This window comes from Pseudoalteromonas sp. S1612 (genome assembly GCF_005887175.1).
GTDB classification, from domain to species: domain Bacteria; phylum Pseudomonadota; class Gammaproteobacteria; order Enterobacterales; family Alteromonadaceae; genus Pseudoalteromonas; species Pseudoalteromonas undina.
In genome coordinates, this window is sequence record NZ_PNDH01000030.1 from 1 (window position 1) to 20,275 (window position 20,275).

At 39.8% G+C, this 20,275-nt stretch carries 21 protein-coding genes; 7 read left to right on the forward strand and 14 right to left on the reverse strand.

Annotated features, from left to right (window positions below; genetic code table 11):
* Nucleotides 1–200 precede the first annotated feature (200 nt).
* The 4 genes from CWB78_RS18970 to CWB78_RS10975 form a co-directional block, all read right to left on the reverse strand.
* Nucleotides 201–473: a hypothetical protein gene (locus CWB78_RS18970; protein ID WP_075170856.1), complete on the reverse strand. Its 273-nt coding sequence runs from the start codon at nt 471–473 to the stop codon at nt 201–203.
* Between the two features lie 135 nt (nt 474–608).
* The gene (gene acnA, locus CWB78_RS10965) at nt 609–3,353 is read right to left on the reverse strand and encodes an aconitate hydratase AcnA (RefSeq protein WP_138595570.1); all 2,745 of its coding nucleotides are present in this window, start codon (nt 3,351–3,353) and stop codon (nt 609–611) included.
* Nucleotides 3,354–3,553: 200 nt separating this feature from the next.
* Complete coding sequence (locus tag CWB78_RS10970; protein ID WP_075170854.1) at nt 3,554–3,982, reverse strand: hypothetical protein; 429 nt, start codon at nt 3,980–3,982, stop codon at nt 3,554–3,556.
* A 96-nt stretch (nt 3,983–4,078) separates the two neighbouring features.
* Nucleotides 4,079–4,462, reverse strand: a complete 384-nt coding sequence (locus CWB78_RS10975; RefSeq protein ID WP_138595622.1) for an RNA-binding S4 domain-containing protein — start codon at nt 4,460–4,462, stop codon at nt 4,079–4,081.
* A 244-nt stretch (nt 4,463–4,706) separates the two neighbouring features.
* Between CWB78_RS10975 and CWB78_RS10980 the strand changes: the two genes are divergently transcribed.
* Entirely contained in the window at nt 4,707–4,988 is a 282-nt protein-coding gene (locus CWB78_RS10980; protein WP_008108379.1) for a hypothetical protein, read from the forward strand.
* Nucleotides 4,989–5,059: 71 nt separating this feature from the next.
* Nucleotides 5,060–5,725 (forward strand): hypothetical protein, encoded by a 666-nt coding sequence (locus CWB78_RS10985; protein WP_138595572.1) that lies wholly within the window; start codon nt 5,060–5,062, stop codon nt 5,723–5,725.
* A gap of 8 nt (nt 5,726–5,733) precedes the next feature.
* On the opposite strand, the gene CWB78_RS10990 is transcribed toward CWB78_RS10985, so the two are convergent.
* The 5 genes from CWB78_RS10990 to glnA all read right to left on the reverse strand — a co-directional run bounded on the left by CWB78_RS10990 (nt 5,734) and on the right by glnA (nt 10,819).
* Nucleotides 5,734–6,192 (reverse strand): Crp/Fnr family transcriptional regulator, encoded by a 459-nt coding sequence (locus CWB78_RS10990; RefSeq protein ID WP_008108381.1) that lies wholly within the window; start codon nt 6,190–6,192, stop codon nt 5,734–5,736.
* A 31-nt stretch (nt 6,193–6,223) separates the two neighbouring features.
* On the reverse strand, nt 6,224–7,609 hold the full coding sequence (gene ntrC / locus CWB78_RS10995; protein ID WP_010391999.1) for a nitrogen regulation protein NR(I): 1,386 nt from the start codon (nt 7,607–7,609) through the stop codon (nt 6,224–6,226).
* 15 nt (nt 7,610–7,624) lie between these two features.
* The gene (gene glnL / locus CWB78_RS11000; RefSeq protein WP_008108383.1) at nt 7,625–8,695 is read right to left on the reverse strand and encodes a nitrogen regulation protein NR(II); all 1,071 of its coding nucleotides are present in this window, start codon (nt 8,693–8,695) and stop codon (nt 7,625–7,627) included.
* An 81-nt stretch (nt 8,696–8,776) separates the two neighbouring features.
* The gene (locus CWB78_RS11005) at nt 8,777–9,298 is read right to left on the reverse strand and encodes a DUF4124 domain-containing protein (protein ID WP_138595574.1); all 522 of its coding nucleotides are present in this window, start codon (nt 9,296–9,298) and stop codon (nt 8,777–8,779) included.
* A gap of 114 nt (nt 9,299–9,412) precedes the next feature.
* Complete coding sequence (glnA, locus tag CWB78_RS11010; RefSeq protein WP_010392004.1) at nt 9,413–10,819, reverse strand: glutamate--ammonia ligase; 1,407 nt, start codon at nt 10,817–10,819, stop codon at nt 9,413–9,415.
* Nucleotides 10,820–11,327: 508 nt separating this feature from the next.
* Here glnA and typA point away from each other — a divergent pair.
* Nucleotides 11,328–13,151 carry a translational GTPase TypA gene (gene typA, locus CWB78_RS11015; RefSeq protein ID WP_010392008.1) on the forward strand — a complete coding sequence of 608 codons (1,824 nt, stop codon included), beginning with the start codon at nt 11,328–11,330 and terminating at the stop codon, nt 13,149–13,151.
* 366 nt (nt 13,152–13,517) lie between these two features.
* Nucleotides 13,518–13,796 carry a hypothetical protein gene (locus CWB78_RS11020; protein ID WP_138595576.1) on the forward strand — a complete coding sequence of 93 codons (279 nt, stop codon included), beginning with the start codon at nt 13,518–13,520 and terminating at the stop codon, nt 13,794–13,796.
* 72 nt (nt 13,797–13,868) lie between these two features.
* Here CWB78_RS11020 and CWB78_RS11025 read toward each other — a convergent pair whose 3' ends face one another.
* The 4 genes from CWB78_RS11025 to CWB78_RS11040 all read right to left on the reverse strand — a co-directional run bounded on the left by CWB78_RS11025 (nt 13,869) and on the right by CWB78_RS11040 (nt 17,055).
* The gene (locus tag CWB78_RS11025; RefSeq protein WP_138595578.1) at nt 13,869–14,597 is read right to left on the reverse strand and encodes a CBM9 family sugar-binding protein; all 729 of its coding nucleotides are present in this window, start codon (nt 14,595–14,597) and stop codon (nt 13,869–13,871) included.
* A gap of 77 nt (nt 14,598–14,674) precedes the next feature.
* Nucleotides 14,675–15,100, reverse strand: a complete 426-nt coding sequence (locus CWB78_RS11030) for a BLUF domain-containing protein (protein ID WP_138595580.1) — start codon at nt 15,098–15,100, stop codon at nt 14,675–14,677.
* A 73-nt stretch (nt 15,101–15,173) separates the two neighbouring features.
* Nucleotides 15,174–16,265 (reverse strand): MBL fold metallo-hydrolase, encoded by a 1,092-nt coding sequence (locus tag CWB78_RS11035; RefSeq protein WP_138595582.1) that lies wholly within the window; start codon nt 16,263–16,265, stop codon nt 15,174–15,176.
* Between the two features lie 133 nt (nt 16,266–16,398).
* Nucleotides 16,399–17,055: a DUF2959 domain-containing protein gene (locus CWB78_RS11040; protein WP_010392019.1), complete on the reverse strand. Its 657-nt coding sequence runs from the start codon at nt 17,053–17,055 to the stop codon at nt 16,399–16,401.
* A gap of 86 nt (nt 17,056–17,141) precedes the next feature.
* On the opposite strand from CWB78_RS11040, the gene CWB78_RS11045 reads away from it, so the two are divergent.
* Together CWB78_RS11045 and dtd are read left to right on the forward strand one after the other, a co-directional pair.
* Entirely contained in the window at nt 17,142–18,023 is an 882-nt protein-coding gene (locus CWB78_RS11045) for a virulence factor BrkB family protein (protein WP_055012490.1), read from the forward strand.
* Nucleotides 18,024–18,461 carry a D-aminoacyl-tRNA deacylase gene (gene dtd / locus CWB78_RS11050; protein WP_010392023.1) on the forward strand — a complete coding sequence of 146 codons (438 nt, stop codon included), beginning with the start codon at nt 18,024–18,026 and terminating at the stop codon, nt 18,459–18,461.
* On the opposite strand, the gene CWB78_RS11055 is transcribed toward dtd, so the two are convergent.
* Nucleotides 18,458–19,204, reverse strand: coding sequence for a spermidine synthase (locus CWB78_RS11055; RefSeq protein ID WP_138570132.1), 747 nt, complete (start codon nt 19,202–19,204; stop codon nt 18,458–18,460). The two genes, dtd and CWB78_RS11055, sit on opposite strands and share 4 nt — an antisense overlap.
* A 123-nt stretch (nt 19,205–19,327) precedes the next feature.
* On the opposite strand from CWB78_RS11055, the gene CWB78_RS11060 reads away from it, so the two are divergent.
* Nucleotides 19,328–20,221 carry a bifunctional GNAT family N-acetyltransferase/hotdog fold thioesterase gene (locus CWB78_RS11060; protein WP_010392028.1) on the forward strand — a complete coding sequence of 298 codons (894 nt, stop codon included), beginning with the start codon at nt 19,328–19,330 and terminating at the stop codon, nt 20,219–20,221.
* Nucleotides 20,222–20,275 lie beyond the last annotated feature (54 nt).

A 20,275-nucleotide genomic window follows, 5' to 3' on the forward strand; every position in this document is an offset into this window, starting at 1 on the left:
AATAACTAGGGTCTGTTGACCTTTTAAGATTAAATTTGCAGCAGTCTGTTTGGTATTTAGGCAAGGCAGAGCCTATGTGGTGTGGTTATTCCCCATAAATAGGCGATAACGCAGCATCAATGCCAAACAGGCGCTGCCCGAAGGGTTCTGCCTAGGGGCCATTTACTCTTTGTTGCTCGGCTTTTACTTAGCCCACTAGGTTACAAACCTCGCGCCGCGATTAAATCGCCCCTAGTTTGAACGAATTTTAATCCGCAAAGGTCAACAGACCCTAATAATATAGTTAAGTATATTTTTGTGGGCAACGATAAAAGTACGCCAATTGCAATACAGGCAGCTGCAGTAATAATACCTTTAATGCCGAACTGGTTGGTAAAGTAGCTCGATACAATTAAACCATGGCCTGTCACTATTAAGCACAATCCAAGCAAAATCGATGTTTTAAGTAGTCTTATTATTACAATTGAAGACATAGCGACCTCTGCGCAGCGTGTCTTCTTAGTGTATGTAATCTTTATAAAGCGGCATTGATTTAGCGCAAGCATCCATTAATAATATAAAAAAGCCCAGCTCATTACTGAGCCGGGCTGCATTTTCGTTTTAAGTTGTTAGTCGAGCATATTGCGCAGTACGTACTGTAAAATACCGCCATGTTTGTAGTAATCCCACTCTTTCGGAGTATCAATACGCACATCGGCACTAAAGCTAACTTGTTTACCTTCACTGTTAGTCGCAATAACACTGACTTCGTCGGTTTTATCGTATAACCCTTGAATATCAAATTGCTCTTGCCCAGTTAAGCCTAGTGATTCATGGCTTTCACCTTCTTTAAATTGTAAAGGAAGTACGCCCATACCAATTAAATTAGAGCGGTGAATACGCTCATAGCTTTGTGCTATCACAGCTTTAATACCGAGTAATAATGACCCTTTTGCAGCCCAATCTCGCGAAGAGCCAGTTCCATACTCTTTACCTGCTAGAACCACTAGTGGTGTTCCACTTTCTTGATATGCCATTGCCGCGTCATAAATACTTTCTAGCTTATCATCAGGTTGAGTGCGGGTAACACCGCCCTCGGTACCAGGGGCTAGTAAGTTTTTAAGGCGCACATTAGCGAATGTACCGCGCATCATTACTTCGTGATTACCACGTCGTGAACCATAAGAGTTAAATTGTGCTTTTTCAACCCCATTTTCTTGTAGGTAAAGCCCTGCGGGTGCCTCTGCCTTAATTGCGCCTGCTGGTGAAATATGATCGGTAGTCACCGAATCACCCAGTTTAGCTAAACAACGCGCACCCTCAATAGTTGGAATACCTGGTGGTTCAACACTCATACCATCAAAGAAGGGGGCTTTTTTGATATAAGTCGAAGCACCGTCCCAATCGTAAAGTTTACCATCAGGTATTTGAATTTTTTGCCAGCGACTGTCGCCATCGTAAACATTGGCGTAGCTTTTTTCGAACATCTCTTTAGTTACCGTACTTTTTACTAGTTCACTTACTTCTTTAACGCTCGGCCAAATATTTTTAAGGTAAATATCGTTACCATGCTTATCTTGCGCGAGTGGCTCGTTGTAAACATCAATATCGGTTCTACCCGCTATGGCATAGGCAACCACTAAAGGAGGCGACGCTAAAAAGTTCATTTTAACATCTTGATGTATGCGCCCTTCAAAGTTACGGTTACCCGATAAAATTGAGCTTACAACTAATTTGTGTTTTTGAATCGCCTCACTAATTTCATCGGCAAGTGGGCCTGAATTACCAATACATGTGGTACAGCCATAACCAACTAAATTAAAGCCAAGCGCATCCAAGTCATCCATCAACCCTGCTTTTTCAAGGTAATCGGTGACCACCTGAGAACCTGGCGCAAGTGAGGTTTTAACCCAAGGTTTTACATTAATACCTAACTGACGTGCTTTTTGAGCTACTAAACCGGCAGCTAAAATAACACTTGGGTTAGATGTGTTTGTACAGCTAGTAATTGCAGCAATAACACAGGCACCATCATTTAACTCAAATTCTTCTCCATTAAAGTTTACTTTTGCTGCGCCCATAAACTGCGCTTCATCGGTAGGCTCATCAGGGTTGGTAGTAGGGCCTTCGCTTTCAATACGCGCTTGCTCTTCATCGCTTTTATCACGACGTGCCATACGTTCGTCTTGAAAGTCTTTTAAGTGCTGACCAATAACCTTGCCGGCTTTATCCAAAGTAATTCTATCTTGCGGGCGTTTGGGGCCTGCTAGGCTTGGCACAACATCATCTAAAGTCAGTTCAAGCTTATCGGTATAATGTGCTTCGTCGCCATCGTTACGCCATAAGCCTTGGTGTTTAGCGTAATCTTCAATCAGTTTAAGCTGCTTCTCATCGCGATTAGTTAAGTGTAAGTAATTAATCGTTTCCTCATCAATAGGGAAAATACCACAGGTTGCGCCATACTCTGGCGCCATATTAGCGATAGTTGCTCTATCGGCAAGTGGTAAGTCGGCAAGGCCGTCACCATAAAACTCAACAAACTTACCTACCACACCGTGGTTACGCAGCATTTCAGTAACAGTAAGTACTAAATCGGTTGCTGTAGTGCCCTCAGGTAAGCGACCATTTAATTTAACACCCACAACCTGTGGAATAAGCAAGCTAATAGGTTGGCCAAGCATAGCGGCTTCGGCTTCAATGCCGCCTACACCCCAGCCAAGTACGCCTAAACCATTAATCATCGTTGTATGAGAATCTGTACCGACTAGTGTATCTGGGTAGGCTAACGATTTGCCGTTTTTTGTATCATTAAATACTACGCGGGCTAAATACTCTAAATTCACTTGGTGAACTATACCGGTTGCAGGTGGTACAACTTTTAAGTTATCAAATGCGGTTTGTCCCCAACGTAAGAATTCGTAACGCTCTTTGTTTCGCTCATATTCTAATTTTGAGTTTAAGTCGAATGAACCATCTTTACCGTAACCATCCACTTGCACCGAGTGATCGATTACCAGCTCAGCAGGAGAAAGTGGGTTTATTTTTGCAGGATCACCACCGAGTTTTTCCATCGCATCACGCATGGCAGCTAAATCAACAATTGCAGGGACACCAGTGAAATCTTGCATTACTACGCGGGCTGGAGTGAAAGCTACCTCGGCAGAGGGCTTCGCTTTTGGATCCCAATCTAATAAGGCCTGAATATCTTGTTCTTTAATATTCACACCATCTTCGTTACGTAGTAAGTTTTCTAGCAATACTTTTAACGAGAAAGGCAGGCGTTTGGCTTTATCGCCAAGTCCCATGAGCGAGTTGATATGATACTGCTCGCCATTGATAGTGAGCTGTTGTTGGGTGTCGAAACTATTTTTCATTATTTGTCCCTTCAATAAATTAGATTAATATTCTTGTAAAAGTGACCTCTGTAGTGATTTGCAAAGTGTGTACCATGATAAAAAATACCATATTGTATAATTTATTTTGGTCGTTATTTAAATAGAGATGAAGGCCAAAAGTTAAAATTCAAGGGATACTCTGAGTAATAATTGGCCACAAAACTAAACTCAAAAAAGTGCTATTTAAAGTAGTCCTGTTGTTTTAAATGGAAACTTAAATACACCAATGCAATCGCAATTATGGTGACTGCAATAGGCATAAAAATAGCGCTAATACCAAACAAGTTGATGCTATTAATAATCATAAAATTATAGTATTGCTGAGCTAAAACCGCTGCCAAAGAGATTATTAATGTTAATCTGGCTAGAGACTTTTTGAATAACAAAAGTACGCATCCTAATGCGCCGCCAAATACCGCAATAGCAAACGCTAAAGTAGCCCATAAAGGTTGGCTGTTATAAGCAAGTTGTTGTTCTTCAGGTAGTTTACTTATCATCTCTGGAGAGAGAAACAGCTGCATGACAAATGCAAGAATACCTAATATGTTCCATAATAAGGCAGTAATAAGTACGGGTTTTATCCAGCGGTTTGAGGTGTTTTCTGACATGTAAGCATCTATTTTTTATTATTGATATTCTATTAAAGAATAAAAAAGCCAGTGATGCAAACTGGCTTTTAATAACACATATAACTTAAGCAAATGTTAGCCAAATGAAATAGGGCGACGACCCGTTTTTTCATCAACTTTAGGCTTTTTAGTGCGTTTGCGTTTATTTTTAGCCGGCTCTGTTGTTGCTACTGGCGCGGCTTTTTCTGCTGTAACTGTTTCATCAATAATTGGACGTTCTGCTGGAGTGGCATCTTCACTTAACGTTAATTGAAACAACTCGCCATCAAATGCAAGTACATCACCGCTGTATAATTTTTTCCGTTTGATTGTACAAATTTCATGGTTAACACCGACATAGCCTTCGCTAATTAGGTTTTTTGCTTGACCACCACCTTCAACAAGATCTAATACCTTTAATAATTTGCACAGCTCTATAGGCTCTTCTTCTAACTCAACTTCTATATATTCTTCGTTCATCATGTTTCTCAGTGGGGGTGGTATTAGCTGTAGTATAAAGGCTCAGTGGCTATTTTGCACCAAAGTGAGCTTGTTAGGTGAGTTGATTATGTGATTTTTTATGAAACTTTTTATCTCTTTTTATAGTCTTTAAAAAAACTGAAGTAATTTAGGGTTAAGCTTCACGCGAAAAAAATTACACATTGGCGCGCTAATTGCCAATATCGGCCGTATAAGAGATTGAATATAAATAATGGAGTAAAACATGGGCATAAGATTAGCGATGAAAAAAGAGCTAATGGGCTTAGAGCATTCAGATCTGTTAACCGCTGATGATGTAAGAGCGCATCTAGCACAACAGGTAAAAGAAGACACTGAACGTGGCTTTTCAGTTATCTCTAAGTTTAACGATACCCATAGCCAGCTAACTAGCGGGCTTAAAACCAAACAAAGTGAGCTAGTATTTGAGCGTCATCGGTTATTTAATGAAGTGCTGTACAAACGTCAAAGTGTCGATGCATGGCTAAATAACCAGACTTCAGGTTAAACAGCCAAATAAATTAAGTTGCGATTTTAAATCACTCCTTTAGACTACGCTTGTAATCAACGGGGGTGATAATGAAAAATGGAATTTTAGCGTGTGCACTCATGCTATTGTTGAGTGCATGCCAACAGCCTACAGTGTATATATTTAGTAAAGGTTTATCGGACTCACAGCGCCAGCAGTTAGAGGCCGCACTCAAAACACAATCCCTACCTTACGAATATGTTGAACACGACATCCCTCGGGAATTTGGCGTAGCTACTTTACTATTATCAAATGATAGAATTTTACGCCAAGAAACAGAGCAGTTAGCTACTATTATGCAGGGGTTAGGTTATCAACCCGAAATTAGCTACACCACACGCGCAAATCACTTTTATGGTGATGGTAATATTGGTTTTTATCTAAAAAATACTAATGCGGATGACGCTTTTACCATGTCTTCTCGGTTGCGAACAACCCAGTGCGAAAAAGGTGAGTTTAATGACCTAGCCGTAACCTTTACTGATCAACATGCTGAGTTCACATTAATCAGCGGCGCAAAAGTCACATTGAAATGGGAATATTTATACGGCTATTTGGTTATTTACTACAGCAATTATTCACAAACCTACACTCATTCACAGCCATTGGTTGAGACACCTTTTGGCGATAAACCATCAGACACATATACCATAACAGCTCATGTAAATAAGCCAGGCTGGCTTAATTGCTCAATGCAGGTTGTTTATATGGATTAAGTTAACTGTTAACCATGCTCTTCTATATGCTCCGAGAGTTTTGCAATGCGCAGGCTCATACCTTCAATAATACGGTCTTTAATTTTTTCACGTATAACATTAGGTAGGCGGGTAAGAGCATCGGCAGTAATAGCCAGTACTATAGCGCTTTCCTTAGCGCGTGCATTAATACTGCGCTCTCGGTTATTAATAAATGCACCTTCACCAATAAATTCACCAGGCTCTATACTGCCCAGTTCCAGTAAGTGATTGTGCTTAAACACCATTAAAGATCCACTGAGCACAATAAACAGTCGCTTGTCATTATCAAATTCTTTAAATAAAAACTGGTTTTTATTTATCAAATAGAGCAAACCAAACGACTCAAGCAGAATTTGGCGCTCATTAAGTGTGAATTCTTTAAAAAAATCTAAGCGATTTATAATCTCCATTTGCTTAAACAAAGGGATGTTCTCAATTAACTTCATTAATAACCTAGGACGCTAGCCTTATAAAATATCAGCTAATATTGCGCTCTTTTAATTTTCGGGTCAACGTATTGCGACCCCAACCAATTTTTACTGCGGCTTCTTGTTTATGGCCAGAACAATTAGCGAGTGCTGTTTTTATTAAGCGGGTTTCTAGCTGGGCTTGAATATCAGGCCAAATATTTTCTTTACCTTGTTTAAACTCTTGATTAAGCCACTGCTGAAATGAATCTAGCCAATCGCCTTCTTGGGTTGCGGCGGCATTATCAATAATTTCAGGGGGTAAATCTTGCTCACCAATCAGCTCTCCAGGCGCCATAACGGTTAACCAGCGGCAGGTGTTTTCAAGTTGACGAACATTCCCTGGCCAATTAAATAAACACAGTTGTTTAATTGCTTTAGGGCTTAATACTTTACTATCTACTTGCAGGTCTTTTGCACTTTTATGTAAAAAGTGTAGCGCTAAGCGCTCTATATCTTCAGGGCGCTCGCGTAAGGCAGGTAAACGTAGGCGAACCACGTTTAAGCGATGAAATAAATCATCTCTAAACTTACCTTGTTTTACCAGCTCTTCTAAATTTTGATGGGTGGCAGCAATAATGCGTACATCTACTTTTATACTTTGATGACCCCCCACGCGATAAAATTCGCCATCGGCTAATACGCGCAATAAGCGGGTTTGTACATCCAGTGGCATATCACCGATTTCATCCAAAAATAAGGTACCGCCATTCGCTTGTTCAAAGCGACCTTTACGCACGCTATCTGCCCCTGTAAAAGCGCCTTTTTCGTGGCCAAACAGTTCAGATTCAACTAACTCTTTAGGTATAGCGGCCATATTAAGGGCAATAAATTGGTTTTCTTTCCGCGGGCTATGGTTATGCAGAGCGCTGGCAACCAGCTCTTTACCAGTACCTGACTCACCATTGATCAGTACGCTCATACTCGATGCTGAGAGTTTACCTATGGCACGAAACACTTCCTGCATAGCAGGGGCTTCACCAATAATATGGGCGCTTTTGGGGGGCGCGCTTTTACGTTTGGTTTTTTTAGTTGAATTAGCTCGATAAGCACTTTCCACCAGTGCAACCGCTTCATTTAAATCAAATGGCTTGGCCAAATACTCAAATGCGCCTTTTTGGAATGCATTAACGGCTGAATCAAGGTCTGAGTGGGCGGTCATAATGATCACAGGTAGCCCCGGCGTTTGCTCTGCTATTAGCTCAAGTAACGCCATACCGTCCATACCAGGCATTCGCACATCGGAAATCAACACGCTAGGTTGACTAAATTTTAGCGCGTTAAGTACGTTTTGTGCATCTGCAAAACTTTCTACTTCAAACCCTGCGCGAGTCAGTGCTTTTTCTAGTACAAAGCGAATTGAGGCATCATCATCTACAAGCCAAGCTGTTTTCATGCAAACTCCAAAGTATTAATCTGTAAACGGCAGATAAATATTAAATTCAGTATGTCCCGGCCAACTATCACATTCGATATAGCCATCATGTTGATCAATCAAGGTTTGCGCTATAGATAATCCAAGTCCCGAGCCACCTTCTTTATTGGTGGTCATAGGGTAAAATAAGGTGTCGCGTAAATTGGCATCAATACCCGGGCCGTTATCCATTACTTGAATAAGGAGTGCCTTTTTAGGGGCTTTGCCAGGACGACGATGCTGGTAATTAATCCGCGTTTTTATTTTTATTTCGCCACCATCTACCAATGCTTGTTGTGCATTACGCACAATATTTAGCACTACCTGTTGAACTTTGCTCTGATCAATATAAACATCAGGAATACTCGGATCGTAGTCTTTAACTAACCGAATATCGCGGTTGTTATCTAAGGTACTGAGTTTTACAACCGACTCTAATGTTTGATGTATATTGCCATACGATTTTTGCGGCAGCTGATTAGGCCCAAGGAGCCTATCAACTAATTCACGCAATCGATCGGCTTGTTCAATTATCAGTTCTGCACATTGATCTCTTTCTTGCTGATCACCTTCATACTGCAATAATTGCGCCGCCCCGCGAATTCCACCCAGTGGGTTTTTAATTTCATGGGCTAAACCGCGAATTAAGTTGCGTGCAGCTTGGTATTGATGCATTTGATTTGAGACTTGATCGTGCTTTATTTCGTCATCAGTTTGTCGACATTCAAATAAAATATAAAAGGTATCGTTATGCTTTATTCGTCGTGTGCTGACCGCTAACTTTGCATGGCGAGAATCGATAAACACCACGTCAGCTCTATGCTGGTGGCAGTCTACACCATCAACCAACGAATACTGTGCAATACGTTTTAAGTCGATAGAGTGGTAATTAAATAAATCATCGAACGCTTGTCCTAGTAAGCGCTTTTCGCCTAAACCAAGTAATTCACTGGCACTGGTGTTGGCATAAATGAGCGTAAAGCTTTCATCAAGTAACATTAGGGCGGTGGTTTGGTTTTGCCAAATTATATTTAGTAGCTCTGGGCTAAAATGTGTTTTGTTTATCATTATTGCACCATTTTAGTGCGCCTGGGGAGGTAGGCAAGGTTTTTAGTAAGATATACGCTAATTGTACGTACTTAACTGCAATTACCGACCTATATTAAGGCCTTTGCGATGCATAAAAAATACACTCTCAGGGCTAGTTGCAATTACTTGGTTTTGTTTATTATAAAGTTTAACTTGTAGTGTGTGTTGCCCGCGCTCTACATCTCTTAACGCCAGCGTAGTGGTGTCACTAGGTTCACCAATGGCAACGCCATTTAAAAATAAACCAATGGTAAATCCAGCTTCAAACCGAGGCGCAATCTGAGTTGAAACATACACTGAGCCGGTGTTTTCTCTTATAGTTTGGTTGGGCTCTGGCGAAGTAATACTAATTTTAAACTTTACCGCTGTTTTAGTTGGTGAAGTATCAAGTATGTCAGTATTAGTTGCAGGCATGTTTAAGTGTTGGCTAGTGAGTTTAACCTCTTTAGCACCAGGTTGAGGGGTATCTGAAAAAACCAGTACACCGTTTTTGTCTTTCCATGCGTAAATTTTTTTATTATTTGCATGGCTATTAAGGCTTATCATTAAAGCTATTAATAGCAACAAAACCTTACCTATCATCCTGCTAACCTGCATTGTTTAAACTTATTTCACTTTAGTGTAGAACCGTTAAATTTACCATAAAAAAAGCCCGCAGAGCGGGCTTAAAACACACATTATTTATCGGTTAATAAATTAACAGCTGTAGTACATTTCAAACTCAACTGGGTGAGTTGTCATGTTAAGTTTTTCAACTTCTTTTGACTTAAGTGCAATGTAAGCATCAATTAGGTCATTAGTGAATACGCCACCTTGGTTTAAGAACTCACGGTCTGCATCTAATGCCGCTAGTGCTTCATCTAATGAGGCTGCCACTGTTGGAATTTCTGCTGCTTCTTCAGCTGGTAAGTCGTATAAATCCTTATCCATAGCATCGCCAGGGTGAATTTTGTTTTTAATTCCGTCAAGGCCAGCCATAAGCATTGCTGAGAATGCAAGATATGGGTTAGCAGTTGGATCTGGGAAGCGCACTTCAATACGACGACCTTTTGCAGATGGAACCACTGGAATACGAATTGATGCTGAACGGTTACGGGCAGAGTATGCAAGCATTACCGGTGCTTCAAAGCCAGGTACTAAACGTTTGTACGAGTTAGTTGACGCGTTAGCAAAAGCGTTGATTGCTTTAGCATGTTTGATGATACCACCAATGTAGTAAAGCGCGTCTTCAGAAAGACCGCCGTACTTATCACCTGCGAATAAGTTTACGCCGTCTTTAGCTAAAGACTGGTGACAGTGCATACCTGAACCGTTATCGCCAACAACAGGCTTAGGCATAAAGGTTGCTGTCTTTCCGTATAAATGAGCCATGTTGTGAATAACATATTTCATTTCTTGGATTTCGTCTGCTTTTAAAACCATAGTGTTAAAGCGAGTTGCGATTTCATTCTGACCGGCAGTCGCCACTTCGTGGTGATGTGCTTCAACAACTTGCCCTAGCTCTTCAAGAACTAAACAAGTTGCAGAACGCCAATCTTGGAAATCATCAACAGGTGCAACCGGGAAGTAACCGCCTTTAACACCTGGACGGTGGCCTGTGTTGCCATCTGCATATTCTTTATCTGAGTTCCAAGCTGCTTGCTTAGAATCAATTTTATACATTGAGCCTGACATGTCAGACTTGTATTTAACATCGTCAAATACGAAAAACTCTGGCTCTGGACCAAATAAAACTGTGTCAGCAATACCAGTAGAGCGCATGTACTCTTCAGCGCGTTTAGCTACTGAGCGCGGGTCGCGCTCATAACCTTGTAATGTAGAAGGCTCAACCACGTCACAACGAACGATTAGCGTTGTTTCTTCTGTGAAAGGGTCAAGCTTAATTGAATCTGCATCAGGTAATAACACCATGTCTGATTCATTAATGCCTTTCCAGCCAGCAATTGAAGAACCGTCGAACATTTTTCCATCTTCAAAAAAGTCTTCATCAACTTGATGATGAGGAATAGAAACATGTTGCTCTTTACCTTTTGTGTCAGTAAAGCGTAAATCAATGAACTTAACGTCATTTTCTTTAATAAAATCTAAAACCGATTGTGACATGTGTCCTCCAACTATTGGGTTTTATTATTGCTGCTTAGATACTTTAAATACTAACAAGCTGATTTTATGCCACTATTATAATCTATTGTTTTTTATGTAAAAATATATAAACAACATAAAGGTGATATAGATTAAGCACTATTTTGGTGCGTAATAATTCCAAAAAGGTGCAACATTTACAGAGTCATAATTGCTTGCAAATTAATCACCTTAGACTAACACAAAGAAAATGCAAAATACGCAGTAAAGTCGCTTTAAATTAACTCAAAACCACCTTTTGAGATAAATTTATAAAAATTAATCATAAAAATTAATTATTTTAAAACAAAGGGTTAATTATTTTATTGCGAAAGTTTGAAATTTTATTTTGGATAAACTTTCATCCATTCCATTTATAGGGGATAATATGCGCCCTTTTAAATCCTATGCTGGGACATCTCGTGAAAGCGCAGGTGAGTACGTATAGCCCCCTGCAGGATCAATGAGATCAATTTCTCTGAGTGAACATATGAGTATCGAAAAGTTAAGAAATATAGCAATTATCGCCCACGTTGACCACGGTAAAACAACACTGGTTGATAAACTACTTGAGCAATCAGGTACATTAGAAACACGCGGCGGTAATGAAGAGCGCGTGATGGATTCAAACGACATTGAAAAAGAACGTGGTATTACCATTTTAGCGAAAAACACCGCTATATCTTGGAATGATTACCATATCAATATCGTAGATACTCCTGGACACGCCGACTTCGGTGGTGAAGTTGAACGCGTACTTTCGATGGCTGACTCAGTACTACTACTTGTTGACGCTCAAGAAGGCCCAATGCCACAAACGCGTTTCGTAACGCAAAAGGCATTCGCGCAAGGCTTAAAGCCAATCGTTGTTATCAATAAAATTGATAAGCCAGGTGCTCGCCCTGATTGGGTTATGGATCAAATCTTTGATTTATTCGACAACCTAGGCGCAACTGATGAGCAGTTAGATTTTAAAGTAATCTACGCATCAGCAATCAATGGTTGGGCTACATTAGATTTAGACGAAGCATCAGATAACATGGAACCTATGTTCAAGATGATCGTTGACGAAGTATCACCACCTGATGCAGATCCTGAAGGTGACTTCCAAATGCAGATTTCACAGCTTGATTACAACTCTTATAAGGGTGTAATTGGTATTGGTCGTATTAAACGTGGTTCTGTTGCACCTAACCAACAAGTTACGGTTATCAGTGCAGACGGCACAACTCGTAACGGTAAGATTGGTTCAGTACAAAGCTACTTAGGCCTTGAACGTATTGAAACTGATAAAGCTTACGCTGGTAACATCGTAACAGTAACAGGTTTAGGCGAGCTTAAGATTTCAGATACGCTTTGTTGTCCAAACAACGTTGAAGCATTGCCACCACTAAGTGTTGATGAGCCAACAGTAACAATGACGTTCTCTGTAAACAACTCTCCTTTCTGTGGTAAAGAAGGTAAGTTTGTAACATCACGTAATATTCGTGAGCGTTTAGACAAAGAATTAGTACACAACGTAGCACTTCGTGTTGCAGATACAGATAACCCAGATAGCTTCCGTGTATCGGGTCGTGGTGAATTACACCTAGGTATCTTAATCGAGAACATGCGTCGTGAAGGTTACGAGCTTGCTGTATCTCGTCCAGAAGTAATCTTACGAACTGTTGATGGTGTGTTAGAAGAACCGTATGAAACACTAACAATTGACTGTGAAGAAGAGCATCAAGGTTCTATCATGGAGCAAATTGGTCTTCGTAAGGGTGAACTAACTGACATGGCACCAGATGGTAAAGGCCGTATGCGTATGGACTTTATGATCCCAAGCCGTGGCTTAATCGGTTTCCAAACTGAGTTCATGACATTAACGTCGGGTTCTGGTTTACTTTACCACACATTCGATCACTACGGTCCGCACAAAGGTGGCGAGCTAGGTGTTCGTAAGAACGGTGTAATGATTGCAAACGCAACAGGTAAAGCACTTACTAACGCATTATTTAACTTACAAGAGCGCGGCCGTTTATTTATCGGTCACGGTGTTGAAGTTTATGAAGGTATGGTTATTGGTATTCATAGCCGTGATAACGACCTTACAGTTAACGCACTTAAAGGTAAGCAACTTACTAACGTTCGTGCATCTGGTACAGATGAAGCACAAACACTAACACCAGCACTTAACTATTCACTTGAGCAAGCGCTTGAGTTTATTGCTGATGATGAGTTAGTAGAAGTAACACCTGAGAACATTCGTATTCGTAAGCGTCATTTAACTGAAAATGAGCGTAAACGTGCGGGTCGTGCTCCTAAGTCATAATCTATTAATTTAGAACAATGATTTTAAAAGCCGCTGTATTGCAAAATATAGCGGCTTTTTTGTTTTTAAAGTAAGAGAAGTTTTAGCTTTTATGTAGTCAGGATAAACAAGATAAAACAAACTAGATAAAGTTAGCTCCAAAAATATCAGGCAATTATTTCTCTTTGAAAAGAGTGCGCTTTTTTACCGCTTAGTAACTAGCTCACTTAAAAAATAGTAATAACTATAAATAATACTCAGTATGTTCAGGTTAATATTGGTGTCCACAGATTGAACAATCCGATCTAATACAATTACTTACACTATCTTGTAGAGCAAGTTGTTAAAGTAATAATGTTTTTTAAACTCATACAAATTAAGGGAATAATGTTGGTTAAAGTAATATTTATTGTGATAACTGTACTTTTATCTGGTTGTACTTCGTCACAAGCCATGAGCTCTGGGTGTGATTTTGTTACAGGGGCTGCGAACAGTAATGAACGTCATAAGCCTGCTGGTGATCTTAATAGTAATAAAAAAAATCAAAAAGTAAACGTGATTAATGGGCTTTTGAATATGTTAATTGGCCCAATCGGTCGCTCTCTCAATGATGATGAATGCAGTAGTAAAGAGCAAGAGTATGTATACCCAAATAACAGCTTATAAAATAGACGTTTTGCTTTTTAATGTTTCCGTTATGTTGGGTTTCGCTTTGCTCAACCCAACCTATGGTTTCAATTATCTTATTGGTAGTAGAGTGATTTTTCCAAACACATCAGCATCTATATAGCCAAGGTTGCGACTGCCGTTAACAGGCTGTACTTCATGTGAACCCATGAAGTGTTCGCGCACTTCGCTGCCATCGTTATCGCAATAGGCGAGCATAAAACCAATAACTTGTTTTTCAGTTAATTTAAGTGGTGTATTTTGCGCGCCTTCTTGGAAATTATTTGGGTAGAGTTTTATTGCCACTTCCCACGTGATGTTATAGGGCGCGGTGGTATTGCGTTTCCAGTTACTAACTAAGTGGTCGGTATATAAATGCGCTTTTTTATCAGGCCCATAATCGGCAGCTTGGTTATCAAGGCCAATATGATAAGCAAATGCTGTATGGTTAAATTGGTGATTACCGCCAGATGCGTCACTATCTATAAACACTTCTAAGGCATCATCGTCCCAGTATTTATCCGTTGGATCTGGGTGAGTATCAATAAGCACATCATCACTAATGTCTGCTTGTAAATACAAGTAGTTTTCATCCCACAAAAGACGATAGCGACCTTTAAAATCCTTGTCTGAGTCTGGTAGGGTGCCGTCCATTAAGTATGGCATATTATGCCAAGTGGCTTTGTCCCATGCACTTTCAGAAACCCCATCAATAGTAATAGCTGTTGGTGTATGACTAACGTCAATAGCCATGAGTGGCTGGGTAAAAAGTAAGCTAAAAGCGAGTAGTGTTTTTTTCATTAATCATCTCATCAATTAAGGATGATTTAGCTTGGCTTAAATAGCAATCAAAAACAATCTCGTAGTCTATTTTTATACTAACTGATTGTGCCTGCTATGCTGTCTTTTAATGCCAGCATTAATAAATGCGCACTTTCTCCAGACATTTTAAAAGGATTAAAATCAATGGAGCCTGAAAACTTGAGATTCAGTGATTCGGTTAGCTTAGATTGCGGTACATAGCCCATTGACCATTTTTCAAACTCTCTTTCAGGAATTTGGGTATAGTTGAGCATAATTACATTTTGGTGACGTTTATCGTTTAATATTTGTTGGTAGGTATTATTTACAGCCGTTCTAGAGCCTTCCAGGCATTGTAAAAAGTAATCATTACTAAAACATAACATGCCGGTAACGTTTGTTTTTACATTATAGGTTCGAGCGCTTTGTAAAATATTTTCTATATCTTTAGGCCCAAAACCACTACTAATTTTGCTGGCGTAAATAAGTCGTACAAGAAACATAAAACCTCCTCACTGTTTAGTTAATTAAACATAGTTCAGCAGAGAAGTTATTACTAATTTTGTAAATGACTGATTAAAGTTTAATACTCTCACCTTCATTTAAAATATGCAGGGGTATTTTCGAGTCCATCTTTTTGTGCATATACAATAAACGCAGTAAAGCTGAATGACTCGTGCGATCGCCCATTTTCCATGATGAGTTACCGTATCCCCAAGGTATCATTATTTTACAGTTTAGCTCTTGTGCTGCTGTTAGAGCGTCTTCTGGGGTTGTATGAACGTAACGATACCATTTAGGGTTATCTTCGCTATAGTAAGACGCTATCGGCATTAAGCACACATCAATATCACCATATTTTTTCTGTATATCGCTGAAGTGTTTTGAGTAGCCAGTGTCGCCTGCAAAAAATAAGGTGCTGCCATTTTGTTCAAGTAGCCAGCCATTCCATAGGTCTTTATCGTTGTCTTCATAAATAAAGGGCACTAACACACGGCTGCTAAAGTGATGAGCAGGCAAGGCATGGATAGCTAAATCGCCAATATTTGTTTTTGCATACCACGCCATTTCACTAATATTAAACCCGCCTGTAGGGAAGTTGTCGGCCATGCCTAGTGGTGTTAAGTAGCGAGGTTTATTACCGAGTTCTTCTATATCTGCTTTATTAAAGTGATCGTAATGAATATGCGAGTACATCACAGCGTCTAAGTTTTTCAGTTCACTATCTGTGAGCCAATCGCCGGGTTGTCGGTAAAACCCAGAGGCTAGTCTAAATGCTAAATCTACAGGTGAGTCAAACTGCTCTTTTACAGGATCAAGTAACACTTGCTGTCCGTTAGGCGTGCGGATCATAAACCCAGCATGTCCCAGCCAGCGTAAGCTAAAGCCTGTGTTTAAATTCATAGGCTGTTGCTCACCTATAAATTGGCAGTTTTCGCTGTCTTTTTCGCATTGTAATTTAGGGCTAGTTGGGTAGCAGTTGCTTTTACAGGTAGTCGGGTAAGTTTTTTTACCCGGGTAGAGATTATGAAACCGTCCTTCTTGCTCGCCATTTTGATGTAGCGGGGTAATGGTTTGCTCCCCTGCAATAACTTCAACATGGTTAGCTGTTTGGCAGGCGCTTAGCATTGTGCATGCAAGTATTAGGGTAATGGCTTTGAACTTCATTTTACTGTTCTAATTATTATTATTTTGTAAAAGTATAACAACAACAGCTGATTATCGAAGAGCTTAAAGGTAACAAAAAGTAACAATAAAAAAGCCTACAATTTAGTAGGCTTAGTAAACGAGTTTATAGTAATTAGCCTGTGGTATTCATTTGCTCAATAAATTTATTTGAGTCTTCAATCGACTTATTCATGTCATTCATGAGTAACTGAATATCACGCTTTAAGTTAGTAAACTCGCCTTTTATAGCGGCTACCGCTTGTGCGTTTAAGTTATGTTTTAAGTAAAGCACGTTATCTTGTAAAGACGATAATACTGGCTCCATTTTGCTCTCAGCGCTGCGCATTGAGCGAAGTAATTGGCTAAACTGGCGCTGAGTTGCAGCTAGTTTTTTACTGCTTTGACGCTTAAGTGAGGCGCTTTTGTATTGCTCTAGCTCATCGCTCCACTCATCAAACAACGCATCGGCAACATCTTCTACTTTATTTATGTTACTTGATACTTCGTTTGCCGCCGCTAAGCTCGACTCGTAATCGTCATTAAGTTGATTGTAAGCATCTTGCAACTCACCGCCATCGAAATTAATTAAGGTAGTTAGGCGCTCGAGTGCTGATTGAAATTCTTCTTGCGACTCTTGTTGTGAGTCTTTCGTTTCTTCAACGCGATCAATAAGAATGTCACGTTTATGAACACCTACTTTTTCCATTGCCGAATAATAAGCCGACTGACAACCTGAAAGCATCAGCATTAACGAGAGTATGGCTGTCCCTAATAATGTTTGTTTTTTCATCTGAATTCCTATTTACGAGTGTTAATGCTGTAAATTATGGCCTTGATTGTTATTATAATCAAAAGCCCACCAACAAAGTTAATTGTATGAATGATAAGCTCTCCCATTATAAACAGCAAGTTAAGGTGTTTCTAAAACAGCAACCAGGCTGGTGGATGCAATATTTCAATCGCTGTATAGACGATCAAATAACCATTAATGCAGGGTATTTAGCATACGTTACCTTGTTGTCGTTGGTTCCGCTGATAGCGGTGGGTGTGGCAATCTTCTCTGCTTTTCCAGGGTTTGAATCGACCCGTTTAGCCATTGAAAGTTTTTTATTTACTAACTTTGTGCCGACTTCTTCCGATGTTATTAAAGAACATATTAGCTCGTTTGCTGGTAATGCTAATCAAATGACGGCGGTAGGTATTGGCTTTTTGGCAGCCATTGCCTTGCTACTTATTCGTAATGTAGATGCTACACTAAACCGTATTTGGCGAGTAAAGAAAAAACGCCCAATGATGATATCCTTTGCTGTGTATTGGATGGTACTGAGCTTGGGACCTGTACTACTGGGTGCGAGTATTGGTGTCACCTCTTATATTGTGTCACTAGTGTCGTTTGCTGATCAGGGTATCCCTGGGTTTAGTGGTTTTTTATTAAAACTACTCCCTTATGCTATTTCTATGGCAGGTTTTATCATGCTGTATACCTTAGTGCCGAATACGCGAGTTTCATTTAGGGCCGCTATTCCTGGTGCACTGTTTGCTGCAATGTTATTTGAGTTAACCAAAAAAGGCTTTGCTTTGTACATTAGCCATTTTCCATCATACGAAGTGATTTATGGTGCGGTAGCAACCATTCCTATTTTGTTTGTATGGGTATACTTGTCGTGGGTAGTAGTGCTACTAGGTGCTGAATTTACTGTGTGTATTAACATGCAACATTACAATAAAAAAGAGCAACGAGCAGAGGATAGTGAATAAATGCAAGGACTAATTCAACGGGTAACACACGCCAACGTAGCAATAGAAAAACAGATTGTTGGTGAAATAAAACAAGGTATTGTATTACTGCTTGGTGTTGAAAAAGAAGATGATGAGCGTGTTGCTGATAAACTATTACACAAGGTCAGTAATTATCGAATTTTTAGCGATGAAAATGATAAAATGAACCTCAGTCTCAAAGATATACAAGGCGAACTATTAGTCATATCGCAATTTACACTTGCAGCTAATACCAAAAAAGGCATGCGTCCTAGTTTTTCATCGGCAGCCACACCAGACCAAGCGCAAGCATTATATAATTACTTTGTTGAGCAGGCTAAATTACTCGGTATTAAGGTAGCGACCGGTGTATTTGCAGCCGATATGCAGGTTAGTTTATGTAACGACGGTCCGGTTACCTTTAACTTAACCGCTTAAAGTGTTTTTTCAACAACCACAATGTGATTCACAAACCCGGTGATCTTTTTAATACTAACGGCTTCCCCAAACACGCGCTTAAGCACAAGTTGTAGCTGTGTAAGTTGGGAGGCATGTTGCGATAAAAAGTTAATAAATAAGATGCCCCGCTGAGCAAGCGCATCATAAATTGTTTGATAAAAACATTGATCAAATAAGAACCTAGGGGCATCGAGTTCACTAAATAAATCTAAAATAATCCAATCTATATTCACCACTGACTTCAAAACTGTTTGTGCGTCTTCACAATAAATTTGGCCCTTTTCATTAAGGGCAAAAAAATCTTGGTAACAGTCAATTATATGAGGGTTTTTTTCTACTGAAGTTAGCTGCGCTTGAGGGTACTGTTTTAATAAGTAGTTACGTATAGCACCACCACCTAAACCGAGCTCAAGTATTTTTTTAGGCGCTGGTCGTTGCTGCCAAACCGTTGCTAAATAGGCAAGGTGAGGAAACAGTAATACTTGTGGACTCCGGGTTAAAATAACTGATTGCAAGGTGTTGTTAATAAGTAGCCAGCGCAGCTGTTGATGCTCTCGAACTTGTATATTTATGCCATGTTGATTATGCCAATAAAGTAACTGGCCTAGCGATGAACTATGCTCAATAAAGTGCCTGCTTATCAGGCCACTGCTACCATGGATATATTTATTCATGGTATTGAGCATAAACCAGCAGGGGTAAAGCGCAATCGATTTTGTCATTAATTTTTTACAGTCATTTATAGGAAACCAAAGTCGTATTTGCAGTTTTACCCAGATCGAGTATGGTGTTTTTCACAAAATGCACAGCGTAATATTTTTACATTTTTAATTTATGGAGTCTGTATGTTTCAAGTGAGCACCCCTCAAAGTAGTGAAGACTGGCAAGCCTATTATCAATTACGCTGGCAAGTTTTACGTGCACCATGGGGCGAACCTCGTGGTTCTGAGCAAGACGATTTAGAGCAAGAAGCTGAACACCGCTTTATTAAAAATAAAGCAGGTGAAGTATTGGGTGTGGCGCGTTTGCACTTTAATAATCAGCAACAAGCTCAAGTACGTTATATGGCGGTTGCAGAGGGTAACCGTAATCAACATATTGGTAGCCGCTTATTACATGAGCTAGAAAAAATAGCGTGGAATCAAGATGCTGATGAATTAGTGCTGTTTGCTCGCGAACGTGCTCTGGAATTTTATCAGCGCCATGGCTACGAAAATAAAGAAAAAGCGCATTTAGCCTATGGTGATGTTCAACATTATAAAATGGTTAAGCTCAAGCCGAGTGAGCCAGGTTGGTTTCGTCACCCTAATTGGACTCAAGTACTGCAAAATACATGGCGTGAATCAATCCCTATTAGTGATGCAATGGGGATAAAAGTAGAAAGCTACACTGATTGGCAATTTACTACTCGTGCAGATTTAAATGCTAACTTAAACTTACACAACACCATGTTTGCAGGCTCTATTTACAGCCTAGCTACACTAACGGGTTGGGGAGCAACGTACTTAGCATTAAAAGAAGCCGGACTTGAGGGTAATATAGTGTTAGCCGATGCTAATATTAAATATTTAAAACCACTGAATACCGACCCTAAAGGCTGTGTTGATATTCAAACCTGTAAAGGTAACTTAATAGAGTTACAAGAGGCGGGTAAGGCGAGCTATTTAGTGCCAGTAACCATTTTTGATGGTGATCAAGTAGTTGCTCAGTTTGAAGGGCAGTTTGTGGTTAAAAAGTAATAAGAATAAACGAAAAAGCCAAGCGAGTTGCTTGGCTTTTTTTATTAGCGGTTA

What these genes read in the sequence shown, in the direction of transcription:
- ntrC (WP_010391999.1), bottom strand. Translation starts at nt 7,609, where the DNA reads ATGAAAACAGCTTGGCTTGTAGATGATGATGCCTCAATTCGCTTTGTA.
- CWB78_RS11040 (WP_010392019.1), bottom strand. Translation starts at nt 17,055, where the DNA reads ATGAAAAAACAAACATTATTAGGGACAGCCATACTCTCGTTAATGCTG.
- CWB78_RS10985 (WP_138595572.1), top strand. Translation starts at nt 5,060, where the DNA reads ATGAAAAATGGAATTTTAGCGTGTGCACTCATGCTATTGTTGAGTGCA.
- CWB78_RS11020 (WP_138595576.1), top strand. Translation starts at nt 13,518, where the DNA reads ATGTTGGTTAAAGTAATATTTATTGTGATAACTGTACTTTTATCTGGT.
- CWB78_RS11060 (WP_010392028.1), top strand. Translation starts at nt 19,328, where the DNA reads ATGTTTCAAGTGAGCACCCCTCAAAGTAGTGAAGACTGGCAAGCCTAT.
- glnA (WP_010392004.1), bottom strand. Translation starts at nt 10,819, where the DNA reads ATGTCACAATCGGTTTTAGATTTTATTAAAGAAAATGACGTTAAGTTC.
- CWB78_RS11030 (WP_138595580.1), bottom strand. Translation starts at nt 15,100, where the DNA reads ATGTTTCTTGTACGACTTATTTACGCCAGCAAAATTAGTAGTGGTTTT.
- CWB78_RS10975 (WP_138595622.1), bottom strand. Translation starts at nt 4,462, where the DNA reads ATGAACGAAGAATATATAGAAGTTGAGTTAGAAGAAGAGCCTATAGAG.
- CWB78_RS11055 (WP_138570132.1), bottom strand. Translation starts at nt 19,204, where the DNA reads ATGACAAAATCGATTGCGCTTTACCCCTGCTGGTTTATGCTCAATACC.
- glnL (WP_008108383.1), bottom strand. Translation starts at nt 8,695, where the DNA reads ATGATAAACAAAACACATTTTAGCCCAGAGCTACTAAATATAATTTGG.
- CWB78_RS11045 (WP_055012490.1), top strand. Translation starts at nt 17,142, where the DNA reads ATGAATGATAAGCTCTCCCATTATAAACAGCAAGTTAAGGTGTTTCTA.
- CWB78_RS10990 (WP_008108381.1), bottom strand. Translation starts at nt 6,192, where the DNA reads ATGAAGTTAATTGAGAACATCCCTTTGTTTAAGCAAATGGAGATTATA.
- CWB78_RS11035 (WP_138595582.1), bottom strand. Translation starts at nt 16,265, where the DNA reads ATGAAGTTCAAAGCCATTACCCTAATACTTGCATGCACAATGCTAAGC.
- CWB78_RS10970 (WP_075170854.1), bottom strand. Translation starts at nt 3,982, where the DNA reads ATGTCAGAAAACACCTCAAACCGCTGGATAAAACCCGTACTTATTACT.
- CWB78_RS10980 (WP_008108379.1), top strand. Translation starts at nt 4,707, where the DNA reads ATGGGCATAAGATTAGCGATGAAAAAAGAGCTAATGGGCTTAGAGCAT.
- CWB78_RS11025 (WP_138595578.1), bottom strand. Translation starts at nt 14,597, where the DNA reads ATGAAAAAAACACTACTCGCTTTTAGCTTACTTTTTACCCAGCCACTC.
- typA (WP_010392008.1), top strand. Translation starts at nt 11,328, where the DNA reads ATGAGTATCGAAAAGTTAAGAAATATAGCAATTATCGCCCACGTTGAC.
- CWB78_RS11005 (WP_138595574.1), bottom strand. Translation starts at nt 9,298, where the DNA reads ATGATAGGTAAGGTTTTGTTGCTATTAATAGCTTTAATGATAAGCCTT.
- CWB78_RS18970 (WP_075170856.1), bottom strand. Translation starts at nt 473, where the DNA reads ATGTCTTCAATTGTAATAATAAGACTACTTAAAACATCGATTTTGCTT.
- acnA (WP_138595570.1), bottom strand. Translation starts at nt 3,353, where the DNA reads ATGAAAAATAGTTTCGACACCCAACAACAGCTCACTATCAATGGCGAG.
- dtd (WP_010392023.1), top strand. Translation starts at nt 18,024, where the DNA reads ATGCAAGGACTAATTCAACGGGTAACACACGCCAACGTAGCAATAGAA.